The following is a 25,033-nucleotide window of genomic DNA, read 5'->3' on the forward strand; positions in this document are numbered from 1 at the left end:
TCAGCGGTGGACGAGGTACCGCTCCCGCACCCGGCAAAACGCCTCCAGCTCCGCCCGCCAGCCCGCCACCACCTCGTCGGTGTCCGCGCCCGCGTCGATCACCGTGCGCACCCGCGCGGAACCGGTCAGCTTGTCGATCCACCGGTCGGACCGCCAGGCGAACCCGTCCCAGACCCGCTTGGCGGTCACCAGGAGCGCGATCCCCGTACGCACCGGATCGAACGCCGCGCGGTCGTGCACGTGGAGCTGCACGCCCCCGACCGTCCGGCCCTGGAACTTGGAGGAGACGGGCGCGAAGTACGCCTCCCTGAACCGCACCCCCGGCAGCCCCAGTCCGTTCGCTGCGGCGGCCCACGCCCCGTCGATCCCCTCCGCGCCCAGCAGTTCGAACGGGCGGGTGGTGCCGCGCCCCTCGGACAGGTTGGTGCCCTCGAACAGACAGGTCCCGGAGTACACCAGCGCCGTCTCCGGGGTCGGCATGTTGGGGCTCGGCGGCACCCAGGGCAGGCCGGAGGCGTCGTAGAAGTCGGACCGCCGCCAGCCGGTCATCGGCACGGTCTCCAGGGCGACGGGCGTCGTCAGGAACTCCCCGTCGAACAGCCGGGCCAGCTCCACGACGGTCATGCCGTGCGCCTGCGCGATCGGCCGCCGGCCGACGAAGGTGGCGAACTCCGGGTGCAGCACCGGTCCCAGCGCGGCCCGCCCGGTCACCGGGTTGGGCCGGTCCAGGACCACGAACCGCTTGCCGGCGAGCGCGGCGGCCTCCATGCAGTCGTACAGCGTCCAGATGTACGTGTAGAAGCGCGCCCCCACGTCCTGGATGTCGAAGACGACGGTGTCCACGCCGGACGCGGTGAAGACGTCCGCGAGCGGCTGCCCGCTCTTGAGGTACGTGTCGTGGACCGGCAGCCCGGTCGCCGGGTCGTCGTACCGGCCCTCGGAGCCGCCCGCCTGGGCGGTGCCGCGGAAGCCGTGCTCGGGGCCGAAGACGGCGGCCAGGTCCACCCGGTCGTCGGCGTGCATGACGTCGACGATGTGCCGCGCGTCCCGGGTGACGCCGGTCGGATTGGTGACAACGCCGACCCGGGCGCCGGCCAGCAGGGCGTACCCGTCGGCGGCCAGGCGCTCGAAGCCGGTCCGCGTCCGGCGCCCGGCGGACACCCGCGCGGTACCGGCGGACGCCCGCGCGGTACCGGGGGAGACCGCCGTCGCGGTCGCCGTCGCCGTCGTCGTGGTGAGCAAGGTCCGTCTGGACAGTGTCATGCCCAAGCACGCTAGTGCGCGGCCCGGCCCGGCGGAACGAGGCGGACCGCGGAAGACCCTTCCGCACGACATACCGACTGGTTAGTCTGTCACCGCCAGTTGGCGTCGCGTCGAAGGAGACCGATGGTGGAAGCCGTGCAGGACGCGGGTGTCGTCGTCACCGGAGCGGGGGGCGGCATCGGGGCCGCGCTGGCCCGCCGCTTCGCCGCCGAGGGCGCCCGCGTCGTCGTCAACGACCTGGACCCCGGCAAGGCGAAGGCGGTCGCCGAGGAGATCGGCGGCATCGCGGTACCCGGCGACGCCTCGGCCGTCGTCGACGAGGCCCGCGAGGCGCTCGGCGGCACGGTCGACGTCTACTGCGCCAACGCGGGCGTCGGCTCCGGCGGCAGCGAGGCCGCCGACGAGTCCGTCTGGGCGCTGGCCTGGGACGTCAACGTCATGGCCCATGTCCGCGCCGCCCGCGCCCTGCTGCCCGGCTGGCTGGAGCGCGGCCGGGGCCGGTTCGTCTCCACCGTCTCCGCCGCCGGCCTGCTCACCATGATCGGCGCCGCCCCCTACAGCGTCACCAAGCACGGCGCCCACGCCTTCGCCGAGTGGCTGTCGCTGACCTACCGCCACCGCGGGATCAAGGTGCACGCCATCTGCCCGCAGGGCGTGCGCACCGACATGCTCACCGCCAGCGGCAGCGCGGGCGACCTGGTCCTCGCGCCGACCGCGATCGAGCCGCAGGACGTGGCGGACGCCCTGTTCAAGGGCATCGAGGAGGACCGCTTCCTGATCCTCCCGCACCCCGGGGTCGCCGCGTACTACCAGGCCCGCGCCGCCGAACCGGAGCGCTGGCTGCGCGGCATGAACCGCCTCCAGCGCCAGTGGGAGGAGGGGAGCGCCCGATGACCGCCCCCGGCTCCCGGTACGCGGCCAAGCCCTGGCTGGAGCTGCTCACCGACGCCCAGAAGGCCCCGCTGCACCCGGACACCTCCCTGGTGCACGCCCTGCGCCGGGCCGTCGCCGCGACCCCCGACCGCGTCTTCCTCGCCTACTTCGACGGCCGCCTCACCTACCGCGAGGCGGACGAGCTGAGCGACTCCGTCGCCGGCCACCTCGCCGCCCGCGGCCTGGAGCGCGGCGACCGCGTCGCCGTCGTCCTCCAGAACTCCCCGCACTTCGTCCTCGCCGTCCTCGGCGCCTGGAAGGCGGGCGGGATCGTGGTTCCCGTCAACCCCATGTACAAGTCGGGGGAGACCGGGCACGTCCTGCGGGACGCCGGGGCGAGTGCGCTGATCTGCTCCGACCGGGCCTGGGAGGCGTATCTGCGCGACACGGCCGCCGGCTCCCCGGTGCGCATCGCGCTCACCGCCTGCGAGCTGGACTTCCAGACCCGCGGGGACGCGCGCGTGCTGGCCTTCGCACGCCGGCCCGTGACCGACGCCGACGACCTCACGGAGGTGGCCCGCGCCGGCCACCCGGCCCCGCCGGATCGCGACCCGGCCGCCGGTGACACCGCGCTGATCAGCTACACCTCGGGCACCAGCGGCACCCCCAAGGGCGCCACCAACACCCACCACAACATCATGTACAACGCCGAACGGCAGCGCACCGGGCTCGGCCTGCCCGAGGCACCGGTCTACTTCGCGCTGGCGCCGCTGTTCCACATCACCGGCCTGGTCTGCGAGTTCGGTGCCTGTCTGACCAGCGGGGGCACGCTGGTCCTGGCCTACCGATTCGAGGCGGGCGTCGTCCTCGACGCGTTCGCCGAGCACCGCCCGCACTACACCGTCGGCCCCTCCACCGCCTTCATGGCCCTGGCCGCCCACCCCGGCGTCACCCGCGACCACTTCGCCTCCTTCACGGTGATCTCCTCCGGCGGCGCCCCGCTGCCGCCCGCCCTGGTGGAGAAGTTCCGGGCCGGCTTCGGGCCGTACATCCGCAACGGCTACGGCCTCACCGAGTGCACCGCCCCCTGCGCCTCCGTACCGCCCCACCTGGAGGCGCCCGTCGACCCGGTCTCCGGGACCCTCGCGGTCGGCGTGCCCGGACCCGAGACGGTCGTCCGCGTCCTCGACGACCGGGGCGAGGAGGTGCCCTTCGGCGAACAGGGCGAGATCGTCGTCAGCGGCCCTCAGGTCGTCCCCGGCTACTGGCGCCGCCCCGACGCCACCGCCGAGACCTTCCCCGGCGGTGAGCTGCGCACCGGCGACATCGGCTTCATGGACGCGCGCGGCTGGCTGTACGTCGTCGACCGCAAGAAGGACATGATCAACGCCGCCGGCTTCAAGGTCTGGCCGCGCGAGGTCGAGGACGTCCTCTACACCCACCCCGCGGTGCGCGAGGCGGCCGTTGTCGGGGTGCCCGACGGCTACCGCGGCGAGACCGTCAAGGCGTACATCAGCCTCCGTCCGGGGGCGGAGGCGGACCCCGGCGAGCTGGCCGCGTACTGCGGCGAGAGACTGGCCGCCTACAAGTACCCGCGCCAGGTGGAGATCCTGCCCGAGCTGCCGAAAACGGCGAGTGGCAAGATCCTCCGTCGGGAACTGCGTTCCCGCAACGACTAGGACAGTGTCACGGAAAGGCAGGTGGCGGCAGTGCCCAGGACGACGGACGGGGGCGGCACCCCGGTGCCGCAGCGGCTCCTGGCCGCCGCCACCCGGCTCTTCGCGGAGCGCGGCTACGACCGCACCTCGGTGCAGGAGATCGTGGAGGCGGCCGGCGTCACCAAGGGCGCGCTCTACCACTACTTCGGTTCCAAGGACGACCTGCTGCACGAGGTGTACGCGCGCGTGCTGCGCCTCCAGCAGGAACGCCTGGACACCTTCGCGGACGCCGACGAACCGGTCGAGAAGCGGCTGCGGGACGCGGCGGCCGACGTCGTCGTCACCACCATCGACAACCTCGACGACGCGTCGATCTTCTTCCGCTCCATGCACCACCTGAGCCCGGAGAAGAACCGGCAGGTGCGGGCGGAGCGCCGCCGCTACCACGAACGGTTCCGGGCCCTGGTCGAGGAGGGCCAGCGGTCCGGGGTCTTCTCCAAGGAGACCCCGGCGGACCTGGTGGTGGACTACCACTTCGGCTCCGTCCACCACCTGTCCACCTGGTACCGGCCCGACGGCCCGCTCAGCCCCCAGGAACTCGCCGACCACCTCGCCGGCCTGCTGCTGCGGGCGCTGCGACCGTGACACCCCGGGACCGCCCGGACCGCTCCCGCGGACTGGGCGGGAGGAAACCGCTCCGGTGATCCCGGCGGGATGGGGCGGGCACCACCGGTGCCGCCCCACCACCACGCCTCACAGGTACTTCTTCAGCTCCCGCCGCGCCAGCGACCGCTGGTGCACCTCGTCCGGCCCGTCGGCCAGCATCAGGGTCCGGGCGCCCGCGTACAGCTCGGCCAGCGGGAAGTCCTGGCTCACCCCGCCCGCGCCGTGCAGCTGGATCGCCCGGTCGAGGATGCCGACGACCGTGCGCGGGGTCGCGATCTTGATGGCCTGGATCTCCGTGTGCGCGCCCCGGTTGCCCACGGTGTCCATCATCCAGGCCGTCTTCAGCACCAGCAGCCGCAGCTGCTCGACGGCCACCCGCGCGTCCGCGATCCAGTTCTGTACGACGCCCTGCCGGGCCAGCGCCTTGCCGAACGCGGTCCGGGAGGCGGCCCGCCGGCACATCAGCTCGATCGCCCGCTCGGCCATGCCGATCAGCCGCATGCAGTGGTGGATGCGGCCGGGCCCGAGCCGCGCCTGGGCGATCGCGAACCCGCCGCCCTCCTCCCCGACCAGGTTGGACACCGGCACGCGCGCGTGGTCGAAGACGACCTCCGCGTGCCCGCCGTGCCAGTGGTCCTCGTAGCCGAAGACCCGCATGCCGCGTACGACGGTGACACCCGGGGTGTCGCGCGGCACCAGCACCATCGACTGCTGGCGGCGGATGTCGTCGCCGTCCGGGTCGGTCTTGCCCATCACGATGAAGATCTTGCAGTCCGGGTTCATCGCCCCGGAGATGTACCACTTGCGGCCCGTGACGACGTACTCGTCACCCTCGCGCCGGATGTGCGTGGTGATGTTGGTGGCGTCGGACGAGGCCACCTCCGGCTCGGTCATCGCGAACGCGGAACGGATCTCCCCGGCGAGCAGCGGCTCCAGCCACTGCTTCCGCTGCGCCTCGTTCCCGAACTGGGCCAGCACCTCCATGTTCCCGGTGTCCGGCGCCGCGCAGTTGGTGGCCGTCGGCGCCAGCTGCGGGCTGCGGCCGGTGATCTCGGCGAGCGGCGCGTACTGGAGGTTGGTCAGCCCCGCGCCGTGTCCGGCGTCGGGCAGGAACAGGTTCCACAGGCCCTGGCGGCGGGCCTCGGCCTTGAGGTCCTCGACGACCTGCGGGGTCTGCCAGGGCGACGCCAGCCGGGCGCGCTGCTCGTGGGCCACCGCCTCGGCCGGATAGACGTACTCGTCCATGAAGGCGAGCAGCCTGGCGCGGAGTTCCTCGGTGCGGGCGTCGAACGCGAAGTCCATGCCGGTCAGCCTTCCTGAAGGGTGGTCAGTCCGTGCTCGATGAAGACGGGCACCAGGTCGCCGATGCGGTCGAAGCCGCGCCCGACCGTCTGCCCCAGCGTGTAGCGGTAGTGGATGCCCTCCAGGATCACGGCCAGCTTGAACCAGGCGAACGCCGTGTACCAGGAGACCGCCGACACATCGCGCCCCGAACGCGCGGCGTACCGCTCGACCAGCTCCCGGGGACTGGGGTGCCCGGGGGCCTCGGCGGTGGTGGAGACGGGGGAGCCGGGCAGCCCGAGCGGCCGGCTGTACATCACCAGCAGTCCGAGGTCGGTCAGCGGATCACCGAGCGTGGACATCTCCCAGTCGAGCACCGCCGTGATCCGGTCGTCGTCGCCGATCAGGACGTTGTCCAGCCGGTAGTCGCCGTGCACCACGGCGGGGGCGGGGGAGCGCGGCAGCTCCCGGCCGAGGGCGGCGTGCAGTTCGTCGATGCCGGGCAGGTCGCGGTCGCGGGAGGCGTCGAGCTGCTTGGCCCAGCGGCGCAGCTGGCGGTCGAGGAACCCCTCGGGCCGCCCGAAGCCGTCGAGGCCCACCGCGCCGGGGTCCACCGCGTGCAGCTCGACGAGGGTGTCCACCAGGTTCAGCACGGCGTCCCGGGTGCGCTCGGGGCCCAGCGGGGCGAGCTGGTCCGCCGTGCGGTACGGCGTGCCCTCGACGTACTCCATCACGTAGAACGGCGCCCCGAGCACCTCCTCGTCCTCGCACAGCAGCACCGCCCCGGGGACCGGCACGCCGGTCGGGCGCAGGGCGCTGATCACCCGGTGCTCGCGCCGCATGTCGTGCGCGGTGGCCAGCACATGACCGAGCGGCGGGCGACGCACCACCCAGCGGGAGACGCCGTCGGTGACCGCGTAGGTGAGGTTGGACCGTCCGCCCTCGATCAGCCGGCCCGTCAGCGGGCCGCGCACCAGGCCGGGCCGCTCCCGGTCGAGCAGGCCGCGCAGCCGGTCGGGATCGAGTCCGGGCGGGTGGTCGGTGCTCATCGGCGCTCCTTTGGCGGGGTGGACGAGGGGGACAGTGGCGAGATCATGATGCCGACCGGTCGGTATGTCGTCCAGGGGGCGGACCGGAACGTGATCCGCGCCACCACGTGCCGGCGGCTCCCCGCGCGGGTGCGCGGGGAGCCGCCGGCCGGCCGCGGGGCGTGCCGTCAGTGATCGTCCCAGTGGCCGTCGTGCGCGGCGTGCCGGTGGCCGTCGTGGAGGTAGTCGACGTGGTCGCCGTGGCGCACGCGCGCGTGCCCGCACGTCTCGCCGTGCCGGTGCTCGTGCCCCGCGTGGGCGGTGTGCGCGGTGGTCTCGCACTCGTCCCAGTGGCCGGAGTGCTCGCGGTGCAGGTGTCCGTCGTGCGCGTAGTCGACGTGGTCGCCGTGCGGCACCTCGGTGTGTCCGCAGGCCGGGCCGTGGGCGTGAGCGTGGGTGGGGTGTTCCTGGTGCGGGGTGCTCATGGTGCTCACCTTCGGGAAGGACGACGGAAGGGCGGCGGAAGGGCGGCGGAAGGGCGGCGGAAGGAGGACCGGAGCCGGTCCGGGGCGGCCGGTGCGGGCGGCCTCCGCCGGCCAGGCTGCCACGCCGATGGCGCGTATCCGTACATTCCGGGTTGCGTGGCGCACGGGTACCCCCGAGGGTCGAAGCCATGAAGGCGATCAGCTACGCGCGGTACGGCGGCCCCGAGGTACTGGAGCTGGGCGAGGTCCCCGACCCCAGGGTGGGCCCCGACGCGGTCCTGGTGAAGGTGCGCGCGGCGGGCGTCAACCCCGTGGACTGGAAGTGCCGCGAGGGGCACCTGGACGCGGTCCTCGAACCCGTCTTCCCGGTCGTGCCGGGATGGGACGTCGCCGGGGTCGTGGTGCGGCCGGGCCCGGCCGTCACGGAGTTCGACGCGGGGGACGAGGTCATCGGCTACTGCCGCGAGGACTTCCTCTCCCGCGGCACCCTCGCCGAGTACGTCGCCGCCCCCGTGCGCGCCCTGGCCCGCAAGCCCCGCAACCTGTCCTTCGAGGCGGCGGCGGGCCTCCCGCTGGCCGGGCTGACCGCGTACCAGGTGCTGACGCGGTCGCTCCAGGTGAAGCGGGGCGAGACGGTCCTCGTGCACGCGGCGGCGGGCGGCGTCGGCTCGGTCGCCGTCCAGCTCGGCCGCCACCTCGGGGCGCGGGTCATCGGCACGGCGAGCGGACACAACCACGACTACGTACGGGAGCTGGGCGGCGAGCCCGTGACGTACGGCGAGGGCCTGGCCGAACGGGTGCGGGGGCTGGCGCCCGAGGGCGTGGACGCGGTCTTCGACACGGTCGGCGGCGACACGCTCAAGGTCTCCGCGAACCTGCTGGCCCCCGAGGGCCGCCTGACCTCGGTCGCCGACCCGGACGTCCTCGGCTACGGAGGACGCTACGCCTTCGTCCGCCCCGACCCCCACGACCTGCGGCACCTGGCGGACCTGGTCGAGCAGGGCGTGGTGACGGTGCACGTGGCGCGGACGTACCCGCTGGAACGCGCGGCGGACGCCCACCGGGAGGGCCAGGAGGGGCGCACCCGCGGCAAGATCGTGGTCACGGTCGCCCCGGTCGCCCCGGTCGGCCCGGCTGGTCCGACCGACCCGGACTGAGCGGGACGCCCGTTTGCTAGCCCACGATCAGGACGGCCCCGCACACCGCCATCGCCACCGTGCACAGGGCGACGGCGGTGGCGTGCGGCGGACCGAGCGCCGGGGGCCGGTCCGAGGACGCGACGGCGGCGACGCGGCGGTGGGCGAGCAACAGCAAGCACAGCCACAGCAGACAGGCCAGGGCGCCGGCGGTGACGGAGACGGCGGCGGCACCGCCGCGCAGCGCGGTCCTCGCACCGAGCACCGCGGCGACGGCCCCCGCCAGGGTGGTGCGCCGCCAGGCGAGCCGGGTGCGCTCGGGCTGGAGCCCCGGGTCACGGTCCCGGGCCGGGACAGGGCCGGCGGTGCCCGGCGCGTGGTCTTCCGGCGGGCCGAGCGCGTCCGGTTCGTGGTCTTCGCGCGGGCCGGCGCCGTCCGGGGCGCACCCCGGCGGCCGGGCGTCGCTCACCCCTCCCACCCGACCAGGACCAACACGACCATGGCGACGGCGACCACGGCGACGACGACGCCGAGCAGCGCGGGGAAACGGGAGACCGGGAGGTCCTCGCCGCGCCGCATCGCCCGCTCGCAGCGGACCCAGTGGTTGACGGCGCGCAAGGAGCACAGCACCCCCGACGCCAGCAGCGCGAGCGCGAGGCCGACGCGCCAGCCCCAGCGCAGGCCGGGGAGGAACTGGTCCACCGCGAACCCGCCGCCGATCAGGGCGAGAGCCGTGCGCAGCCAGGCCAGGAAGGTGCGCTCGTTCGCCAGCGAGAAACGGTAGTCGGGGGTGCCCCCCTCCCGCCGGACCGCGTCGGGCGCGAACCACAGGCGGACGTTGCGTGCGAAGTCGATCACGAGCGGGACCCTATCGGGCCGCCGCTCCCCCTTCCCGCCCGGTGAGCCGCCGGTACGCCGCCAGCCCGTCGGGCACCCACTCCCACTCGTCCAGCCGACGCACCACCTCCTCCTCCGGCAGGAAGCCGTACCAGGCCACCTCCTCCGCCTGCGGTCGTACGGCCGACTCGCAGCGCACCTCGTACACCGCCGACCACCAGCTCCGCCCGCCCCCGTCGTCGTACAGGAACGTGAACAGGTGCCGGGGGCGCGGCAGTCCGCTCACCCCCAGTTCCTCCTCCGCCTCGCGCAGCGCCGCGTCGTCGTAGGACTCGCCCGCGCCGACCACCCCGCCGACGAACATGTCGTAGAGGGAGGGGAAGACCAGCTTCTGCGGGGTGCGCCGGTGGACGAAGACCCGTCCCCGCGCGTCCCGGGCCTGGACGAACACGCAGCGGTGGCGCAGCCCCTTGGCGTACACCTCACCGCGCGGGGACCGGCCGACGACCCGGTCGTGCTCGTCGACGACGTCGAGGATCTCGTCTGCGGCGCTCATGGGTCCATCCAAGCAGGACGGCCCGGGCACCCGGCGGACACCGGGGTACTCGGGCCGTCTGCCGGGCGCGGGAGCAGGGCGGTGACGGCGACGCCCGGCGGCACGGCGCCGCCCGGCCGGGCGCGGCCGGCCGGGCGGCGTCCGCTGCCGGCGTCTCGGCGCTGACGCCGGTCACGGCGGTTCCTCCGCGGTGACGGAACCGCGGGAGGGCCGGGCCCGGGACCGGAGAGGACTACGCGGGCCCGGCAAGGGCCCGGAGGGCGGCGAGGGCCCGTCCGGCGATCTCCCCGGGGCCGCCGGAGACGTCCACGGCGACCCCGGCCTCGTCCGGCTGGAGCGGCTGGAGCGTGGCGAACTGGGAGTCGAGCAGCGCCGTCGGCATGAAGTGCCCCTCGCGGCGCGACATCCGGTCCTCGATCAGCTCGCGGCTGCCCGTGAGGTGGACGAAGACGAGACCGGGCGCGGCGGCCCGCAGCCGGTCGCGGTACGACCGCTTCAGCGCCGAGCAGCTCACCGCCCCGCCGAGCCCGGCCCGCTGGTGCGCCCAGCCGCCGATGGCGTCCAGCCAGGGCCACCGGTCGTCGTCGTCGAGCGGGGTGCCGGCCGTCATCTTGGCGATGTTGGCCGGCGGGTGGAAGTCGTCGCCCTCGGCGTAGGGAACGCCGAGGCGGGCGGCGAGCAGGCGACCGACGGTGGTCTTCCCGGTGCCCGCCACGCCCATGACCACGACGACGGGGGGGATCTGCGGCTGCTGCATCGTGCTCTCGCTGTCTGCTGTCTTCGCCGACATGTGGTGTCGACGCAACTGAACCCCATTAGGTATGACGAATTCAAGAGTTCGCGATGCATAAGTCTGACTTTTTCCGGTGTGATGCGGCGCGTACGCTGAGTGCATGAGCACACCGGGCCGGGGCCTGCACGGCCGTGTACTGGACACCCTCGGCCCCGCCGTCACCGCCGGCGAGTACCCTCCGGGCAGTGTCCTGCGCACCGAGGAACTGGCGCAGCGCTTCGACGTCTCACGCTCCGTGATGCGCGAGGCGGTACGGGTCCTGGAGTCCATGCACCTCGTCGAGTCCCGCCGCCGAGTGGGCGTGACCGTCCTGCCCGAGCGCGAGTGGAACGTCTACGACCCCCAGGTCATCCGCTGGCGCCTGGCGGGCGCCGACCGGCCCCGGCAGCTGCGTTCGCTGACCGTGCTGCGCTCGGCGGTGGAGCCGGTGGCCGCGGGCCTCGCCGCGCGCAACGCCACGCCGGGCCAGTGCGCGGAGCTGACCGAGTGCGCCCTCGGCATGGTCGCCAACTCCAGCGGCCACCGGCTGGAGCGGTACCTCCTCCACGACGTGGCCTTCCACCGCGTCATCCTCGACGCCTCGGGCAACGAGATGTTCGCCCGCCTCGGTGACGTGGTCGCCGAGGTCCTCACCGGCCGCACCCACCACGCCGTGATGTTCGAGGACCCCGACCCGGCCGCCGTCACCCTCCACGTCCGCCTCGCACAGGCCGTGCGCGAGCGCGACGCCGAGCGCGCGGAGGCGCTCACCCGCGAGATCACGGCCGGCGCCCTCCGGGAGCTGGACGTCCTGGCGCCGTAGCGCTGCCCTCAGGCCGGGAACTCACCGTCCACGTACACCCACGCCCCGTCGATCCGCTGGAAGCGGCTGCGCTCGTGCAGCGAGCCGCCCCGGTAGGAGGCCCGGAACGTCACCGTGCCGGTGGAGTGGAAGGCGGAACCGCCCGTGGTGTCCAGGACCTCCAGCCCGGTCCACCGCGTCCCCGGGTCGAGGTCGAGCCGGGCGGGGCGGGTGCGCGGATGCCAGGTGCGCAGCAGATGGCCCGCGTCCAGCCGGGTGAAGGCGCTGTAGCGCGAGCGCATCAGGGCCTCGGCGGTCGGCGCGGCGGCTCCCGCGTGGAACCGGCCGCAGCACTTCTCGTACGCCTCGGGCAGTCCACAGGGGCAGGTACGCGTGGTCATGACGGCCATTGTGCCGGGTCCCGGCCGCCCGCCGACGAGGGGGGAAAGCAGAAGACCCCTGGCGAGCAGGGGTCTCATCTGGTGTCCGAGGGGGGACTTGAACCCCCACGCCCGATAAAGGGCACTAGCACCTCAAGCTAGCGCGTCTGCCATTCCGCCACCCGGACAAGGTGTCTGTCGTGCGGGGTTTCTCCCGCGGCGACGACGTAAACATTACCAGGCTTCCAGGGGTGCCCGATCACCCCGCTCCCGCGTGAACGGCGTGTGACGGGCCGGGACCCGTCTTGGGCGCCGTCCGCCGGGGGAGGAGGATGAGGGGGACCCACCAGCAGTGACAGCGGGAGGAAGCACGTGAGCGACTCGGGCACGACCGGAAGCGTCACCGGCGAGGACGAGGTCGTCGACCTCTGCCGCGACCTGATCCGGATCGACACCAGCAACTACGGCGACCACTCGGGACCGGGCGAGCGCAAGGCGGCCGAGTACGTCGCGGAGAAGCTCGCCGAGGTGGGACTCGAACCGAGGATCTTCGAGTCCCACCCGGGGCGCGCCTCCACCGTGGCCCGGATCGAGGGCGAGGACCCGTCCCGGCCCGCGCTGCTCATCCACGGCCACACCGACGTCGTCCCGGCCAACGCCGGCGACTGGACCCACGGACCCTTCTCCGGCGAGATCGCGGACGGGTGCGTGTGGGGCCGCGGCGCCGTCGACATGAAGGACATGGACGCGATGACCCTCGCGGTCGTCCGCGACCGGCTGCGCGGCGGGCGAAAGCCGCCCCGCGACATCGTCCTGGCCTTCCTCGCCGACGAGGAGGCGGGCGGCACGTACGGCGCCCGGTACCTCGTCGACCACCACCCGGACCTCTTCGAGGGCGTCACCGAGGCCATCAGCGAGGTCGGCGGCTTCTCCTTCACGGTGAGCGAGCAGCGCCGGCTCTACCTGATCCAGACGGCCGAGAAGGGCATGCACTGGATGAAGCTGACGGTGGCCGGCACCGCCGGGCACGGCTCGATGATCCACCGGGACAACGCCATCACCGAGCTGTCCGAGGCCGTCGCGCGCCTGGGGCGGCACCAGTTCCCGATCCGGGTCACCAAGACGACCCGGGCCTTCCTCGACGAACTCGGCGACGCGATGGGCGTCGAACTCGACGCGGAGGACATGGAGGGCACCCTCGCCAAGCTCGGCGGCATCGCCAAGCTCATCGGCGCCACCCTGCGCAACACCGCCAATCCCACGCAGCTGGGGGCCGGTTACAAGGTCAACGTCATCCCCGGCGAGGCCACCGCGCACGTCGACGGGCGGTTCCTGCCCGGGCACGAGGAGGAGTTCCTCGCCGACCTCGACCGCATCCTCGGCCCGAGGGTGCGGCGCGAGGACGTCCACTCCGACAAGGCCGTGGAGACCACCTTCGACGGGGCGCTGGTGGCCGCGATGCAGTCCGCGCTGGTGGCGGAGGACCCGGCCGCGAAGGCGATCCCGTACATGCTCTCCGGCGGCACGGACGCCAAGTCCTTCGACGACCTCGGCATCCGCGGCTTCGGCTTCGCCCCGCTGAAGCTGCCGCCGGAGCTGGACTTCGCCGGGATGTTCCACGGCGTCGACGAGCGGGTGCCGGTGGACGGCCTGAAGTTCGGGGTGCGGGTGCTGGACCGCTTCATCGATGCGTCCTGAATTGGGCCGCTGAAACGACACTCCGTTAATCGGCCGGGTGTGCGGGGGCCGACCGGGACGAGTGAATGCGACCATAAGCTCGTAGCCCGATTACTCCCTCCTCGTTACTGGTCATGTGATCCGCAATTTGGATCGCGCTTGCCAACTAGGAGGAATAATGATCAAGAAGGTCGTCGCCGCTGCCGCTGCCACCGGCGGACTGGTTCTGGCGGGTGCGGGTCTGGCCGTCGCCGACTCCGGCGCCCAGGGTGCCGCCGCGCACTCCCCGGGTGTGCTCTCCGGCAACGTCATCCAGGCGCCGATTCACGTCCCCGTGAACGTCTGCGGCAACACGATCAACGTGATCGGCCTGCTGAACCCCGCCTTCGGCAACACCTGCGTCAACAAGTGACGTTGTGCCTCGCCCGGTGAGGGCTTGAGCCCGTCGGCCCCGAAGCGCACGCCGTGTGCTCCGGGGCCGACCGGCCTTTCGGAACGTGAAAAGCGAACCGCGAAACACGGACCGCGGAACACGAACGCGGGACGCGAACTGCGGACCGCGGAACGTGGGACAACGTGGAACGTCGGCACAAGGTCGAAGGCAGGGAATTCAGCACATGCGACAGGTCACCCGCAAGGGCCTGATGACGATGGCGGCGGCCACCGGCGTGCTCGCCGCCGCCGGCGGCGCCGCCCACGCGACGGGCTCCGGCGCCCAGGGCGCCGCCTCCGGATCGCCGGGCGTACTCAGCGGCAACTCGGTGCAGGCTCCGGTGCACGCGCCGGTGAACATCTGCGGCAACACGGTCACCGTCATCGGCGGCCTCAACGCGGCGGTGGGCAACGCGTGCGCCAACGGAGAGGGCGGGCACTCCGGCGGGGCGTCCGGCGGCCACGGGGCGCACGGTGGCGGCGCGCACGCCGGCGGACACGCCACCGACTCACCAGGCGTCGGCTCCGGCAACCATGTCCAGGCGCCGGTCCACGCACCGGTGAACGTCTGCGGCAACAACGTGAGCGTCATCGGCGTCGCCAACCCGGCCACCGGCAACGGCTGCGGCCAGGACGGCGGCGGTCACCCCACCGTCCCGCCGGGCGGCGGGACGGAGACGCCTCCCGGTGACCCCGGCGGCCCCGGGAAGCCGGGTGATCCGGGCCACCCCGGCGGCCCCGGGAAGCCGGGTGACCCCGGCGACCCGGAAAAGCCGGACAGCCCCGGTGGCCCGAAGGAGCCGGGCGACCCCGGTGACCCCGGCGACCAGGGTGGGCCGAGCACCCCGACCGGCCGGAGCGGCGGCACCGCGGACAGCCCGTCCGTCACCCAGCCCGCCTCCGAGGCGCAGCTCGCGGCCACCGGCAGTGACCTGCCGCTGGGCCTCGCCCTGCCGATGGGCGCGGGTGTGCTGCTCACGGGCGCGGTCCTGTACCGCAAGGCGCGCGCCTCGGTGTGACGCTCCCCACGGTGGAGACGGAGCGGGCCCGCCGCACCGGCGGGGCCCGCTCCGTCTCCACCGCCACCGGCCCGCCGCGTCTCACCAAGTGGCGCGCACCTGTCGGATGATCCGGCGGCGCAGCCGCACCCTGCGGCTGCCGTCGCGCAGCAGGCTCAGGCGGTACAACTCCCAGTGTCCGTACTCTGCGTGGTCCGTCAGCAGACGTGCCGTCTCCTTGCGGGAGACCCCGCGCGGTACGTACACGTCGACAAATTCGTATTCCGGCATCGCATCTATTGTGCGGGCTGGGGCCCGGTACGGATAGCGTCTGCTGTATGTCTGATGCTGTGCAGCCCACCGCTGCCGAGGTACGCGCCGCCGCCGAGGCGGTCAAGGCCGCGCTCGACCGTCACCTGGCCGCGGTCGAACGACGGTCGGGTGACGACGACCCGGCCGTCTACGAGGCGTTCAACGAGGTGGCAGCGGCCGCCGAGGCGTATGACGAGCTGCTCTACGACCGGTACGACGAGGTCACTCCCTTCGAGATCCCCGCGGCGGAGGACGCGCTGCCGCCGTACACGGGTCCCGAGGAACCGAACGCGGTGAGCGTACTGATCCGCCGTGACTACGCCGTGGCGGAGCCGCATCGGCTGCTGGCACAGGCCCGGCGGGTCGAGGACGCGGACGGCGAGCGCGGCTCCGGCACGGGCGCCTCCGGCACGGTGCACGGGGCGCTGGGGCTGCTCTTCGGCGAGTTCGAACCCGACGAGATCGCCTCCCGGCACAAGGAGTTCGGTCTGGAGGAGGGCGACTCCACGCTCTGGGTCACGGCCGCGGACGAACCCGCCGAGGCCGGTGAGTGGCTGGAGGCGCCGTTCGAACACGTCGATCCGCAGCGGGTGGTGTGCCGGTTCGACGTCAGCTCGGTCTTCGACGACGAGCCCGACGACGATATCGACGACGACCTCGACCCGGAGGAACTGGACGAGGACGTCGACGGGATCGTGGACGAGGACATCGACATCGAGACCGACACCGACGACGAGGGGCTGGACGAGGACGACGAGGATCCGGAGCCACTGGACGCGGATCGTCGCTGAACGGGCCGTACGGCGGTGGCCCCGGGGCTGTCCTCCCGGGCCACCGCCGTCGCCGTCAGGGCCGTGCGGTCAGTCCGCCGCCGGCTCCCGCGGAGCGAGCAGCACCGGCAGCCGGGTCGTCCGGGGCCCCGCCGGGACCTCGGCCACGGCCCGGGGAAGCGCCTGGTCCACGCCGTGGACGACGGACAGATGGCGCCCGGCCCGGCCGAACGCCGTGTACACCCAGGGACGGCTGAGCGCCTGCGCCGCGTCACCGGGCAGGACCACCACCACCGCGGGCCACCGCCCGCCCGCCGCCTGGTGCGCGGTCAGCGCCCACCCGTGCCGTACCCGGCTCTCCACCCACTGCCTCGGTACGACCACGGTCTCGCCCGCGCAGGACAGGCGCAGTCCGTCGGCGCCGGCGCCGACCACGCGGCCCGGCAGCGTACGGCCGGGCACGGGCGTGTAGGCGACCCGGTCGCCCGGGTCGAAGCCGCCGAAGCGGCCCGGACCCGGGTTGAGCCGCTCCTTCAGCGCCGCGTTGAGCGCGCGCGTGCCGGCCGGTCCGCCGTGCCCCGGCGTGATCACCTGGGTCTCCTCGGCGGGCACGCCGATCGCCCGCGGCACCGAGTCCGAGACCAGTTGCACGGTGCGGTGCACGGCCTCGCCCGGGTCCCGCACCGGCACGATCACGATCTCCTTGCCCGGCGCCGGCACCTGCTGCAACTCGCCGACGCCGATGCCGGAGACCAGTTCGCCCAGGGGGCCGGGGTCCGGCCGCCGGGAAGCGATCTGCGGGCAGATCCGGGCCGCCAGCAGATCGGCGAAGACCCGCCCCGGGCCCACGGACCACAGCACCGCGGGGTCACCGGCCAGCACCAGCCGCGCCCCGTCCGGCAGGGACTCGGTCAGCAGGGCGGCCGACTCCACGTCCACCTGCGGGGCGTCGAACACGACCAGCAGATCGAGGTCGAGGGCGCCCTCCGCGTCCCGGCCGGGGCCCTCCGTCCCGGCCAGCAGACCGGCGACGGTCGTGACCGGTGGGGCGCCGTCCGCCGCGAGCAGGGCGAGGAAGCGGTCGCGGCCGGACGGGCTGGGCGTGGCCGCCCACGCGCGCAGGCCCAGCCCGTGCGCCGCGCGCAGCAGCGCCGCCGGTTCGGCCAGGGAGGCCTCGCCACCGGTGTGCAGGACCAGACCGTGGCTCCCGGCCGCGCGGATCAGCTCGGCCGCCGAGCCCCGCGCCGAGGCGGCGGCCCGCTCCCAGTCCGCCGGGGAACCGCTCTCCTTCGGGACCGAGCCGGCCAGCCTGGCCAGACCGTCGGCGAGGCTCTCCTCGGCGAGCGCGTACCGCTCCAGGCCGATCAGCATCCGGACGGGAGGCTCCTCGGTCTCGTCCCCGTCCTCCTCGGCCCCGGCCCGTGGCGCGGCCGGGGCCCCGGTTTCCTCCAGGGCGTCCTGGAAGGCCAGGGCCTCGCCCTCGGCGAGCGTGCTCTGTACGGCGGCGTCCGGGTCCGGCACGCCCCGCTGGGCAAGGGCCGCGGTGAGCCTGGGCAGCTCCAGCGCCGTGTGCCCGGCGAGCGCCGCCTGCTCCAGGAGCCAGACGGTGACCGCCCGGCCGCGCCGCTCGTCGTCCGGGCGGCACTCGGCCCCGAGCAGCGCCCGGGCGAAGCCGTCGGCCTGCTCCGGCCGCACCCCGGCGATCCGCAGCAACTGCCACGGGTCCGCGCGCAGGGCGGCGTCCGCCCCCTCGCCGAGGAGCGTGGCGGCTGGCGCGGCGAGCGTCTCGGGGGCGCCGCCCCGGGCCAGCACCTGGCGCACGGCCTGGACCGTCTCCGGCGGGGGCGGCGGGGCCGCGTCGGGCACCGGGTCGGGCACCGGCTGGGGACGGTGTACCGGCTCGGCCTCGGGCGACGGGCGGCGGGGCGCGGGCTCCGGGTCGGCGAAGACCGTCGCCACCGGCTTCGCGCCGCTCTCCACGGCCCGGACGGCGGCGAGCAGGTCGGCCGCCGTGCCGCTGAGCTTGGCCCCGGCGGCCACCGGTGCCTTCCGCTCCGCCTTCCGCCGCTCGATCCGCTCCCGCTCGATCCGCTGGGCCGCCAGCTCGGCCTCGGCCTCGGACAACCCCTCGGCCACGGCCCCGGCTCCGCCGTCGTCGGTGCCACTGTCCCCGGTGCCACTGTCCCCGGTGCCGCCGTCCCCGGAGCCACCGTCGTCGGTCCCGCCGTCCCCGGCGCCACCGTCGTCGGCCCCGGCCGGTGCCTCGTCGTCGATCTCTGCCGCCGGAGCGCCCTCCTCGACGCCCGGCGCGTCTCCGCCCGGCCTCTGCGCGTCTCCGCCCGGCCCCTGTGGAGCGCCCCCGTCCCCGTCGGAACCGCCCCCCGTCGCTGCGGTGCCGTTCCCCTCGGCGGCGCCCGGCGCGTCTCCGCCCGGCCTCTGCGCGTCTCCGCCCGGCCCCTGTGGAGCGCCCCCGTCCCCGTCGGAACCGCCCCCCGTCGCCGCGGTGCCGTCCCCCTCGGCGGCGCCCGGCGCCGTCGGCCCGGCGTCCACGGCGTCCCCGGTGTTCTCGGCCGGCTCGGGCTCCGTGCTCACAGCGTGCTCCAGTCGTGATCGGGGTAGCGGTGCACAGGCTCCGACACGTCGTCGAGCGCCCGGCAGATCTCGTCAGGAAGACTAAGCGCCTCCACTGACAACGCCGCCGCGAGCTGCCGCGCGTTGCGCGCGCCCACGATCGGCGCGGCCACCCCCGGCCGGTCCCGGACCCAGGCGAGGGCCACCTGGAGCGGCGTCACCGCGAGCCCGTCGGCCGCCGTGCTGACCGCGTCCACGATGCGCCCGGCCGCGTCGTCGAGGTAGGGCGCGACGAACGGCGCCATGTGCTCCGAGGCCCCGCGCGAGTCGCCCGGAGTCACCCCGCCGCGGTACTTCCCGGTGAGCACCCCGCGCCCGAGCGGCGAGGAGGGCAGCAGCCCGATCCCCAGGTCGAGGGCGGCCGGCAGCACCTCCCGCTCGACGCCGCGCTGGACCAGCGAGTACTCCAGCTGCGTGCTCGCCAGCCGGTTGCGCACGCCCGGCGCCGCCAGCTGCCAGGTCGCGGCCTTGGCCAGCTGCCAGCCGCAGAAGTTGGCGACCCCGGCGTAGCGGGCGCGTCCGCTGCTCACCGCCAGGTCCAGGGCGTGCAGCGTCTCCTCCAGCGGGGTGCGCGGGTCGTAGGCGTGCACGTGCCACACGTCGACGTGGTCGGTGCCGAGCCGGGAGAGCGAGGCGTCCAGCGCGGAGAGCAGGTGCCCGCGCGAGCCGTCGAAGCGGCGGTCGGGATCGGGAACGCTGCCCGCCTTGGTCGAGATCACCAGATCCCGGCGCGGCACCAGGCCCTCCATCAGCCGGCCCAGCAGGTATTCGGCCTCGCCGTCACCGTAGACGTCGGCGGTGTCGACCAGTGTCCCGCCCGCTTCCCAGAACGTTTTCAGGCACTCCGCCGCGTCGTGCTCGTCCGTGTCCCGGCCCCAGGTCAGGGTGCCCAGGCCGATGCGGGACACGCGCAGGCCGGTGCGGCCGAGATGCCTCTGCTCCATGAACGCCGAGATTACTGGCCACGGCTTCGCCTGTGGGGGCCTGCGGACAACCGGATCCGCCCGCTAAGGTCGGTGCGCCAGGGACGTTACTGATCGGTAAGGGGAATCGGCCATGCAGCTCGGGATCAACCTCGGTTACTGGGGCGCCGGAATGGACGCGGACAATCTGGCCGTCGCCCAGGAGGCCGACCGCCTCGGCTACGCCGTCTGCTGGGCCGCCGAGGCCTACGGCTCCGACGCGGCCACGGTGCTCACCTGGGTCGCCGCGCAGACCGGGCGCATCGACGTCGGCTCGGCCATCTTCCAGATCCCGGCCCGCCAGCCGGCGATGACCGCGATGACCGCCGCCACGCTCGACTCCCTCTCCGGCGGCCGCTTCCGCCTGGGCCTCGGGGTCTCCGGCCCGCAGGTCTCCGAGGGCTGGTACGGCGTGAGGTTCGACAAGCCGCTCGCCCGGACCCGCGAGTACGTCGAGATCGTCCGCAAGGCCATGTCCCGCGAGCGCCTGACCCACGACGGCGAGCACTGGACGCTCCCCCTCCCCGGCGGCCCCGGCAAGCCCATCAAGCTCACCGTCCACCCCCAGCGCGAGCACATCCCGCTCTACATCGCCGCGATCGGCCCCAAGAACCTGGAGCAGACCGGGGAGATCGCCGACGGCGCCCTGCTGATCTTCCCGTCCGCCGAGCACCTGGAGGAGACCGCGATCCGGCACCTGCGCGCCGGACGCGAGAAGGCGGGCAAGGCCCTCGACGGCTTCGACGTCTGCCCGACCGTCCCGCTCGCCGTCGGCGACGACAAGGACGTCACCGCGCTCGCCGACACCTTCCGCCCGTACACCGCGCTGTACGTCGGCGGCATGGGCAGCCGCAAGCAGAACTTCTACAACCGGCTCGCCCGGCGCATGGGGTACGAGAAGGAGGCCGCCGAGATCCAGGACAAGTACCTGGAAGGCGACAAGCGCGGCGCCGCGGCCGCCGTACCGCACGACCTGATCGACAAGACCACCCTGCTGGGCTCCGTCGACCGGATCGCCGACCGGATGCGGGCCTACGCCGCGGCCGGCGTCACCACCCTGACCCTGGCCCCGGCGGGCCTCACCCTGGAGGAGCGGATCGCCTCACTGCGGGCCGGCACGGAGGCACTCGAGCGCGCCGGGCTCGGCTGAGGAGAGGTCTCACGGCCGTGGTGGGGGCTCGGGGGTCTTCCCCGCCACGGCCGTCACGGGGAACAACGCGGCCACGCGGGCGTGGTTACGCCGGCTCACGGGCTCGCCTGTCCTTCGTTCGGCTGATTTGTCGGACACACCTGTTGCCGTTCCTCGCGTGCCGCACTTGACTCGGTATGCGCGGAATTCCGCGGGACCTTCGGAACCGCGCGGAGGCGGAGAGGTGACCGGTGATGCTGTCGGCCAGGAGTCTGTTCCAGGAGATCCTCGACCACGACGAGTCGTTCCGGCTGTTCTGCTCCATCGCGGCCAGCGGTGAGTCCCAGGGCGGCTGGGAGAACGCGCGGATCGCGGCGCTGGTGCCGGCGAGCGAACGCGCCCTCGCCCCCAAGATCACCCGGCACGGTGCGGACGAGGACAAGCACGGCCGCATCTTCCGCGCGCTGCTCAGGAAACGCGGCCTGGAGCCCGTGCGCGTCCCCCCGGAGACCGACTACACCGCCCTCCTGGAGAAGCGCGGCATCGGTCTGGCCCACGAGAAGCTCAAGGCCGACCGGCCGCTCACCGTCGGGGACGTCATCACGTACCTGGCGCACAGCAGGGTCACCGAGCAGCGGGCCGCCGACCAGATGCTCATGCTCCGCAAGCACTTCGCCTCCCACCCGGACGTCGGCAACGCGGTCCGCGTGATCTCGAACGACGAGGACAACCACCTCGCCTACTCCCACGAGGAACTGCTCCGCCTCGCCGCCGCCGGACACGGCCGGCTGATCCGGCGCACCCTGCGCGAGTGCGCGCTCGCCGAGACCGCCGTCTACCGGGACGTCAGCCTCGCCGTGATGGCGCACATGGGCCGCGTCCTCGGCTGGCCCCGCGCCAAGTCGGCGGCGCTCGCGGCGGGCATCCGCGCGATGTACGCCTACGAGCGGCTCGTCGGCTGGCGCCGCATGGTGACCCTCAGGATGCCCGAACGCCGCGACGTCCTCGGCGGCCCGGCAGCCTCCGCGGCCCCCGAGCCCGCCTGAGCGGGAGACGGACGACTACGGCCACCCCCTGCGTTCACAGCCAGCCCCTGCGTTTGAACGTCCGGTACAGCAGCACCTCCAGGACGGCCATGAGCACGATCACGGCCGGGTACGCCCACACCCAGCGCAGTTCGGGCATGTGCTCGAAGTTCATGCCGTAGACCCCGGCGATCATGGTGGGGACCGCGGCCATGGCCGCCCACGCGGAGATCTTCCGCATGTCGTCGTTCTGCCGGACGCTCATCTGCGCCAGGTGCGCCGACAGGATGTCCGAGACCAGCCGGTCCAGGCCCTCCACGGAATCGTTCACGCGCGTGATGTGGTCGTGCACGTCCCGGAAGAACGGGCGGGCCCGGTCGTTCACGAACGGCACGGCCCCGCCGAACGCGCCGTTGCCGGCCAGCCGCGCCAGCGGCAGCGCCAGCGGTCCGGTCGCCCGGCGGAACTCCAGGACCTGCCGTTTGAAGGTGTAGATCCGCGAGGCCGTGTTCCGCGAGCCGCCGCCGTCCGGGGAGAACACCTCCGCCTCCAGCTCCTCCAGGTCGGTCTGGAGCTCCGTGGCCACCTCCAGGTAGTGGTCCACGGCGGCGTCGGCGATCGCGTACAGCACCGAGGTGGGGCCCTTGCCGAGCAGGTCCGGCTCGTGTTCCAGCCGCTGCCGCACCGCCTTGAGCGGGGCGCCCTCGCCGTGCCGGACGACCACCACGAAGGCGTCGCCGAGGAAGACCATGACCTCGCCGGAGGAGACGGTGTCGCTGCGCGGCTCGTAGACCACCGGTTTGACGACCACGAAGAGCGAGTCGTCGTACACCTCCAGCTTGGGCCGCTGGTGCGCCTTCAGGGCGTCCTCCACGGCCAGCGGATGCAGCCCGAACTCCTGGGTGACGTGCTCGAACTCCTCCTCCGTCGGCTCGTGCAGCCCGATCCACACGAAACCGCCCGCGGACCGCGCCTGATCCAGCGCGTCGGAGAAGTCCTCCGGGCCCTCGGTGCGGTGCCCTTCCCGGTAGATGGCACAGTCGACGATCAACGAACCCATTCTCCCCTCGCCCGGACGCCGGTGCCCGGTCCTGTACGCCTACCCTTGGCGCATGCCCACGCTGATCCTGGTCAGGCACGGACGTTCCACCGCCAACACCGAGGGGCTGCTCGCCGGCTGGACGCCCGGCGTCGCCCTCGACGAACGCGGTGCCGCCCAGGCCGCCGCCCTGCCCGCGCGGCTCGCCGCGCTGCCGATCGCCGAGGTCGTCGCCAGTCCGCTCCAACGCTGCCAGGAGACGGTCCGGCCGCTGCTGGAGGCCCGGCCCGAACTGCGCGTCCACACCGACGAGCGGATCGGGGAGTGCCACTACGGCGACTGGTCCGGCCGCAAGCTCGCCGAGCTGAAGGACGAGCCGCTGATGGAGGTCGTGCAGGCGCACCCGTCCGCGGCGGCCTTCCCCGGCGGCGAGTCCATGCGCGCCATGCAGACCCGCGCCGCCGAGGCGGTACGCGAGTGGAACGCGCGCGTGGAGCGCGACCACGGCGGCGAGGCCGTCTACCTCATGTGCTCCCACGGCGACATCATCAAGTCGCTCGTCGCGGACGCCCTCGGCCTCCACCTCGACCTCTTCCAGCGGATCCACGTCGACCCGTGCTCCGTCACGGCGATCCGCTACACCCGGCTGCGGCCCTTCCTGGTCCGCCTCGGCGACACCGGCGACCTCGGTTCGCTCGCGCCTCCCGAGCAGCCGCAGGGCGACGACGCCACGGTCGGGGGCGGCGCGGGCGCACCGTGATCGTCGGCCGCAGTAGGGTGAAGCGGTCCCAGCAGTAGCCACCCCGACTTCCAATGGAGACAGGACGTGTCCCGTCAGGTGTTCCTCTACGACCAGCCGGACCGCTTCGTGGCCGGCACGGTCGGACTGCCCGGGCGCCGTACGTTCTTCCTCCAGGCCACCGCCGGCCCCCGGGTGACCAGCGTGGCCCTGGAGAAGACACAGGTCGCCGCGCTCGCCGAACGCATGGACGAGCTGCTCGACGAGGTGGTGCGGCGCAGCGGCGGCAGCGCCGCCGTCCCCGCCATGGCCCCCACCGAGCCCGCCGACACCGCCCCGCTGGAAGCCCCCGTGGAGGAGGAGTTCCGGGTCGGCACCATGGCGCTGGCCTGGGACGGCGACGAACAGCGCATGATCGTCGAGGCCCAGGCCCTGGTGGAGCTGGACGCCGACTCCGAGGAGGACCTCGCCGAGGCCGAGGAGCGGCTCCTCCAGGACGAGGAGAACGGCCCCCCGATGCTGCGGGTCCGGCTCACCGGCGCGCAGGCCAGGGCCTTCGCCAAACGCGCCCTCGACGTCGTCAACGCGGGCCGGCCGCCGTGCCCGCTGTGCAGCCTCCCGCTCGACCCGGAAGGACACGTATGTCCGCGCCAGAACGGATACCGCCGCGGGGCCTGACGCCCGGCGGGTCGTCCGACGTGACGCCCGGCGGGCCGTCCGACGCATCGTCCGCGCAGAGGCCCGCCGGACCGCCCGCCACGGCGTCCGCCGGACCGTCCCTCGCCACCCTGCTCACCGAGGGCGAGCTGACGGTCCGCGGCCGTATCCGCGACGCCTCCAACGCGGCGCTGTACTGCACCGTCTCCCACCAGGGCCGTGAGGCCGCCTGCGTCTACAAGCCGGTGGCCGGTGAACGGCCCCTGTGGGACTTCCCCGACGGCACCCTCGCCCAGCGGGAGGTCGCCGCGTACGAGGTCTCCGAGGCGACCGGCTGGGGCCTGGTGCCGGTGACCGTGCTGCGCGACGGGCCCTACGGCCGGGGAATGGTCCAGCAATGGATCGACGTCACCCCAGAGGCCGACCTCCTCGCCCTGGTGGACGGCGAGGAACCGGAGCCCGGCTGGAAGGCGATCGGCTTCGCCGAGGCCGGGGACGGGAAGACCGCCCTCCTGGTGCACGCCGACGACGCGCGGCTGCGGCGCCTCGCCGTCCTGGACGCGGTCATCAACAACGCCGACCGCAAGGGCGGCCACCTGCTGCCCGCCGGCGACCGGCTCTACGGCATCGACCACGGCGTCACCTTCCACGCCGAGGACAAGCTGCGCACGCTGCTGTGGGGCTGGGCGGGGGAGCCGCTCACCGCGGAGGCCCTGGAGGTGCTCGGGGCGCTGCGGGAGGCGCTGAAGGACGGCGGGAGCCTGGCCACCCGGCTGGGCGAGCTGATCGCCCCGGCCGAGACGGAGGCCACGCGCGCGCGTGTCGACGCCTTGCTGGCCTCCGGTACCCATCCGGAGCCGGGCGGCGAGTGGCCGGCCATCCCCTGGCCGCCGGTCTGAGCAGCACACTCCGCGACGATCGGCAA

The 25,033-nt window shown here is 73.8% G+C and carries 27 protein-coding genes and 1 tRNA gene; 14 read left to right on the top strand and 14 right to left on the bottom strand.

Going from position 1 to position 25,033, the window contains the following annotated elements:
* Window positions 1-1,263 (bottom strand): exo-beta-N-acetylmuramidase NamZ family protein, encoded by a 1,263-nt coding sequence (locus tag ACY1JF_RS04080; protein WP_462703566.1) that lies wholly within the window; start codon window positions 1,261-1,263, stop codon window positions 1-3.
* Window positions 1,264-1,386: 123 nt separating this feature from the next.
* Here ACY1JF_RS04080 and ACY1JF_RS04085 point away from each other — a divergent pair, with 123 nt between their 5' ends.
* Genes ACY1JF_RS04085 through ACY1JF_RS04095 form a run of 3 tightly spaced genes read left to right on the top strand, consistent with a single transcriptional unit; the run spans window position 1,387 to window position 4,439 of the window.
* Window positions 1,387-2,157, top strand: a complete 771-nt coding sequence (locus ACY1JF_RS04085; protein ID WP_462703567.1) for an SDR family oxidoreductase — start codon at window positions 1,387-1,389, stop codon at window positions 2,155-2,157.
* Window positions 2,154-3,815, top strand: a complete 1,662-nt coding sequence (locus tag ACY1JF_RS04090; protein ID WP_462703568.1) for a class I adenylate-forming enzyme family protein — start codon at window positions 2,154-2,156, stop codon at window positions 3,813-3,815. Before ACY1JF_RS04085 ends, ACY1JF_RS04090 begins: the two co-directional genes overlap by 4 nt.
* 30 nt (window positions 3,816-3,845) lie before the next feature.
* A complete protein-coding gene (locus ACY1JF_RS04095; RefSeq protein WP_462703569.1) occupies window positions 3,846-4,439 on the top strand; it encodes a TetR/AcrR family transcriptional regulator in 594 nt (197 codons plus the stop codon).
* Window positions 4,440-4,547: 108 nt separating this feature from the next.
* On the opposite strand, the gene ACY1JF_RS04100 is transcribed toward ACY1JF_RS04095, so the two are convergent.
* The 3 genes from ACY1JF_RS04100 to ACY1JF_RS04110 all read right to left on the bottom strand — a co-directional run bounded on the left by ACY1JF_RS04100 (window position 4,548) and on the right by ACY1JF_RS04110 (window position 7,254).
* Window positions 4,548-5,762, bottom strand: coding sequence for an acyl-CoA dehydrogenase family protein (locus ACY1JF_RS04100; protein WP_462703570.1), 1,215 nt, complete (start codon window positions 5,760-5,762; stop codon window positions 4,548-4,550).
* A gap of 5 nt (window positions 5,763-5,767) precedes the next feature.
* Complete coding sequence (locus ACY1JF_RS04105) at window positions 5,768-6,790, bottom strand: phosphotransferase family protein (RefSeq protein WP_462703571.1); 1,023 nt, start codon at window positions 6,788-6,790, stop codon at window positions 5,768-5,770.
* A 167-nt stretch (window positions 6,791-6,957) separates the two neighbouring features.
* Window positions 6,958-7,254, bottom strand: a complete 297-nt coding sequence (locus ACY1JF_RS04110; protein ID WP_462703572.1) for a hypothetical protein — start codon at window positions 7,252-7,254, stop codon at window positions 6,958-6,960.
* A 188-nt stretch (window positions 7,255-7,442) separates the two neighbouring features.
* On the opposite strand from ACY1JF_RS04110, the gene ACY1JF_RS04115 reads away from it, so the two are divergent.
* Window positions 7,443-8,411, top strand: coding sequence for an NADP-dependent oxidoreductase (locus ACY1JF_RS04115; RefSeq protein ID WP_462703573.1), 969 nt, complete (start codon window positions 7,443-7,445; stop codon window positions 8,409-8,411).
* A gap of 16 nt (window positions 8,412-8,427) precedes the next feature.
* Here ACY1JF_RS04115 and ACY1JF_RS04120 read toward each other — a convergent pair whose 3' ends face one another.
* The 4 genes from ACY1JF_RS04120 to ACY1JF_RS04135 form a co-directional block, all read right to left on the bottom strand.
* Window positions 8,428-8,859 (bottom strand): DUF202 domain-containing protein, encoded by a 432-nt coding sequence (locus ACY1JF_RS04120; RefSeq protein WP_462703574.1) that lies wholly within the window; start codon window positions 8,857-8,859, stop codon window positions 8,428-8,430.
* Window positions 8,856-9,248 carry a YidH family protein gene (locus ACY1JF_RS04125; RefSeq protein WP_462703575.1) on the bottom strand — a complete coding sequence of 131 codons (393 nt, stop codon included), beginning with the start codon at window positions 9,246-9,248 and terminating at the stop codon, window positions 8,856-8,858. The genes ACY1JF_RS04120 and ACY1JF_RS04125 overlap by 4 nt, the downstream gene beginning before the upstream one ends.
* A 10-nt stretch (window positions 9,249-9,258) precedes the next feature.
* Entirely contained in the window at window positions 9,259-9,783 is a 525-nt protein-coding gene (locus ACY1JF_RS04130; protein ID WP_462703576.1) for an NUDIX hydrolase, read from the bottom strand.
* 232 nt (window positions 9,784-10,015) lie between these two features.
* Window positions 10,016-10,540 (bottom strand): gluconokinase, encoded by a 525-nt coding sequence (locus ACY1JF_RS04135; RefSeq protein ID WP_462703804.1) that lies wholly within the window; start codon window positions 10,538-10,540, stop codon window positions 10,016-10,018.
* A 136-nt stretch (window positions 10,541-10,676) separates the two neighbouring features.
* On the opposite strand from ACY1JF_RS04135, the gene ACY1JF_RS04140 reads away from it, so the two are divergent.
* Window positions 10,677-11,378, top strand: coding sequence for a FadR/GntR family transcriptional regulator (locus ACY1JF_RS04140; protein ID WP_462703577.1), 702 nt, complete (start codon window positions 10,677-10,679; stop codon window positions 11,376-11,378).
* A gap of 8 nt (window positions 11,379-11,386) precedes the next feature.
* Here the strand turns inward: ACY1JF_RS04140 and ACY1JF_RS04145 are convergent, their stop codons facing one another.
* Window positions 11,387-11,758: a YchJ family protein gene (locus ACY1JF_RS04145; RefSeq protein WP_462703578.1), complete on the bottom strand. Its 372-nt coding sequence runs from the start codon at window positions 11,756-11,758 to the stop codon at window positions 11,387-11,389.
* A gap of 79 nt (window positions 11,759-11,837) precedes the next feature.
* Window positions 11,838-11,925: transfer RNA gene (locus ACY1JF_RS04150), tRNA-Leu, on the bottom strand.
* A gap of 184 nt (window positions 11,926-12,109) precedes the next feature.
* Between ACY1JF_RS04150 and ACY1JF_RS04155 the strand changes: the two genes are divergently transcribed.
* From ACY1JF_RS04155 to ACY1JF_RS04165, 3 genes are all read left to right on the top strand, one after another.
* Window positions 12,110-13,435, top strand: coding sequence for a M20/M25/M40 family metallo-hydrolase (locus ACY1JF_RS04155; RefSeq protein ID WP_462703579.1), 1,326 nt, complete (start codon window positions 12,110-12,112; stop codon window positions 13,433-13,435).
* A gap of 157 nt (window positions 13,436-13,592) precedes the next feature.
* Window positions 13,593-13,826 (top strand): chaplin ChpH, encoded by a 234-nt coding sequence (gene chpH, locus ACY1JF_RS04160; protein WP_462703580.1) that lies wholly within the window; start codon window positions 13,593-13,595, stop codon window positions 13,824-13,826.
* A gap of 205 nt (window positions 13,827-14,031) precedes the next feature.
* Complete coding sequence (locus ACY1JF_RS04165) at window positions 14,032-14,865, top strand: chaplin (protein WP_462703581.1); 834 nt, start codon at window positions 14,032-14,034, stop codon at window positions 14,863-14,865.
* Between the two features lie 81 nt (window positions 14,866-14,946).
* Here ACY1JF_RS04165 and ACY1JF_RS04170 read toward each other — a convergent pair whose 3' ends face one another.
* Entirely contained in the window at window positions 14,947-15,135 is a 189-nt protein-coding gene (locus tag ACY1JF_RS04170) for a DUF5703 family protein (protein ID WP_030244084.1), read from the bottom strand.
* Window positions 15,136-15,182: 47 nt separating this feature from the next.
* On the opposite strand from ACY1JF_RS04170, the gene ACY1JF_RS04175 reads away from it, so the two are divergent.
* Window positions 15,183-15,947, top strand: a complete 765-nt coding sequence (locus ACY1JF_RS04175; RefSeq protein WP_462703582.1) for a hypothetical protein — start codon at window positions 15,183-15,185, stop codon at window positions 15,945-15,947.
* Between the two features lie 69 nt (window positions 15,948-16,016).
* On the opposite strand, the gene ACY1JF_RS04180 is transcribed toward ACY1JF_RS04175, so the two are convergent.
* On the bottom strand, window positions 16,017-18,518 hold the full coding sequence (locus tag ACY1JF_RS04180; RefSeq protein WP_462703583.1) for a helix-hairpin-helix domain-containing protein: 2,502 nt from the start codon (window positions 18,516-18,518) through the stop codon (window positions 16,017-16,019).
* Window positions 18,515-19,501, bottom strand: coding sequence for an aldo/keto reductase (locus ACY1JF_RS04185; RefSeq protein ID WP_462703584.1), 987 nt, complete (start codon window positions 19,499-19,501; stop codon window positions 18,515-18,517). The genes ACY1JF_RS04180 and ACY1JF_RS04185 overlap by 4 nt, the downstream gene beginning before the upstream one ends.
* A 112-nt stretch (window positions 19,502-19,613) precedes the next feature.
* On the opposite strand from ACY1JF_RS04185, the gene ACY1JF_RS04190 reads away from it, so the two are divergent.
* Both ACY1JF_RS04190 and ACY1JF_RS04195 read left to right on the top strand, forming a co-directional pair.
* On the top strand, window positions 19,614-20,669 hold the full coding sequence (locus ACY1JF_RS04190; protein ID WP_462703585.1) for an LLM class F420-dependent oxidoreductase: 1,056 nt from the start codon (window positions 19,614-19,616) through the stop codon (window positions 20,667-20,669).
* A 233-nt stretch (window positions 20,670-20,902) separates the two neighbouring features.
* On the top strand, window positions 20,903-21,694 hold the full coding sequence (locus tag ACY1JF_RS04195) for a ferritin-like domain-containing protein (protein WP_462703586.1): 792 nt from the start codon (window positions 20,903-20,905) through the stop codon (window positions 21,692-21,694).
* A gap of 34 nt (window positions 21,695-21,728) precedes the next feature.
* Here ACY1JF_RS04195 and corA read toward each other — a convergent pair whose 3' ends face one another.
* A complete protein-coding gene (corA, locus tag ACY1JF_RS04200; RefSeq protein ID WP_462703587.1) occupies window positions 21,729-22,724 on the bottom strand; it encodes a magnesium/cobalt transporter CorA in 996 nt (331 codons plus the stop codon).
* A 61-nt stretch (window positions 22,725-22,785) separates the two neighbouring features.
* Here corA and ACY1JF_RS04205 point away from each other — a divergent pair, with 61 nt between their 5' ends.
* The 3 genes from ACY1JF_RS04205 to ACY1JF_RS04215 all read left to right on the top strand — a co-directional run bounded on the left by ACY1JF_RS04205 (window position 22,786) and on the right by ACY1JF_RS04215 (window position 25,007).
* Window positions 22,786-23,472: a histidine phosphatase family protein gene (locus ACY1JF_RS04205; RefSeq protein ID WP_462703588.1), complete on the top strand. Its 687-nt coding sequence runs from the start codon at window positions 22,786-22,788 to the stop codon at window positions 23,470-23,472.
* A 66-nt stretch (window positions 23,473-23,538) separates the two neighbouring features.
* Window positions 23,539-24,129 (top strand): DUF3090 domain-containing protein, encoded by a 591-nt coding sequence (locus ACY1JF_RS04210; RefSeq protein ID WP_462703589.1) that lies wholly within the window; start codon window positions 23,539-23,541, stop codon window positions 24,127-24,129.
* A complete protein-coding gene (locus ACY1JF_RS04215; protein ID WP_462703590.1) occupies window positions 24,093-25,007 on the top strand; it encodes an SCO1664 family protein in 915 nt (304 codons plus the stop codon). The genes ACY1JF_RS04210 and ACY1JF_RS04215 overlap by 37 nt, the downstream gene beginning before the upstream one ends.
* Window positions 25,008-25,033: the final 26 nt, after the last annotated feature.

This window comes from Streptomyces sp. SYSU D01066-1 (assembly GCF_054956795.1).

Excerpts from the sequence above, each read along its gene's own strand:
- ACY1JF_RS04175 (WP_462703582.1), top strand. The coding sequence starts at position 15,183 with ATGTCTGATGCTGTGCAGCCCACCGCTGCCGAGGTACGCGCCGCCGCC.
- ACY1JF_RS04115 (WP_462703573.1), top strand. The coding sequence starts at position 7,443 with ATGAAGGCGATCAGCTACGCGCGGTACGGCGGCCCCGAGGTACTGGAG.
- ACY1JF_RS04110 (WP_462703572.1), bottom strand. The coding sequence starts at position 7,254 with ATGAGCACCCCGCACCAGGAACACCCCACCCACGCTCACGCCCACGGC.
- ACY1JF_RS04165 (WP_462703581.1), top strand. The coding sequence starts at position 14,032 with ATGCGACAGGTCACCCGCAAGGGCCTGATGACGATGGCGGCGGCCACC.
- ACY1JF_RS04085 (WP_462703567.1), top strand. The coding sequence starts at position 1,387 with ATGGTGGAAGCCGTGCAGGACGCGGGTGTCGTCGTCACCGGAGCGGGG.
- chpH (WP_462703580.1), top strand. The coding sequence starts at position 13,593 with ATGATCAAGAAGGTCGTCGCCGCTGCCGCTGCCACCGGCGGACTGGTT.
- ACY1JF_RS04105 (WP_462703571.1), bottom strand. The coding sequence starts at position 6,790 with ATGAGCACCGACCACCCGCCCGGACTCGATCCCGACCGGCTGCGCGGC.
- ACY1JF_RS04145 (WP_462703578.1), bottom strand. The coding sequence starts at position 11,758 with ATGACCACGCGTACCTGCCCCTGTGGACTGCCCGAGGCGTACGAGAAG.
- ACY1JF_RS04185 (WP_462703584.1), bottom strand. The coding sequence starts at position 19,501 with ATGGAGCAGAGGCATCTCGGCCGCACCGGCCTGCGCGTGTCCCGCATC.
- ACY1JF_RS04205 (WP_462703588.1), top strand. The coding sequence starts at position 22,786 with ATGCCCACGCTGATCCTGGTCAGGCACGGACGTTCCACCGCCAACACC.
- ACY1JF_RS04100 (WP_462703570.1), bottom strand. The coding sequence starts at position 5,762 with ATGGACTTCGCGTTCGACGCCCGCACCGAGGAACTCCGCGCCAGGCTG.
- ACY1JF_RS04190 (WP_462703585.1), top strand. The coding sequence starts at position 19,614 with ATGCAGCTCGGGATCAACCTCGGTTACTGGGGCGCCGGAATGGACGCG.
- ACY1JF_RS04195 (WP_462703586.1), top strand. The coding sequence starts at position 20,903 with ATGCTGTCGGCCAGGAGTCTGTTCCAGGAGATCCTCGACCACGACGAG.
- ACY1JF_RS04090 (WP_462703568.1), top strand. The coding sequence starts at position 2,154 with ATGACCGCCCCCGGCTCCCGGTACGCGGCCAAGCCCTGGCTGGAGCTG.
- ACY1JF_RS04080 (WP_462703566.1), bottom strand. The coding sequence starts at position 1,263 with ATGACACTGTCCAGACGGACCTTGCTCACCACGACGACGGCGACGGCG.
- ACY1JF_RS04135 (WP_462703804.1), bottom strand. The coding sequence starts at position 10,540 with ATGCAGCAGCCGCAGATCCCCCCCGTCGTCGTGGTCATGGGCGTGGCG.
- ACY1JF_RS04140 (WP_462703577.1), top strand. The coding sequence starts at position 10,677 with ATGAGCACACCGGGCCGGGGCCTGCACGGCCGTGTACTGGACACCCTC.
- ACY1JF_RS04130 (WP_462703576.1), bottom strand. The coding sequence starts at position 9,783 with ATGAGCGCCGCAGACGAGATCCTCGACGTCGTCGACGAGCACGACCGG.
- ACY1JF_RS04170 (WP_030244084.1), bottom strand. The coding sequence starts at position 15,135 with ATGCCGGAATACGAATTTGTCGACGTGTACGTACCGCGCGGGGTCTCC.
- ACY1JF_RS04215 (WP_462703590.1), top strand. The coding sequence starts at position 24,093 with ATGTCCGCGCCAGAACGGATACCGCCGCGGGGCCTGACGCCCGGCGGG.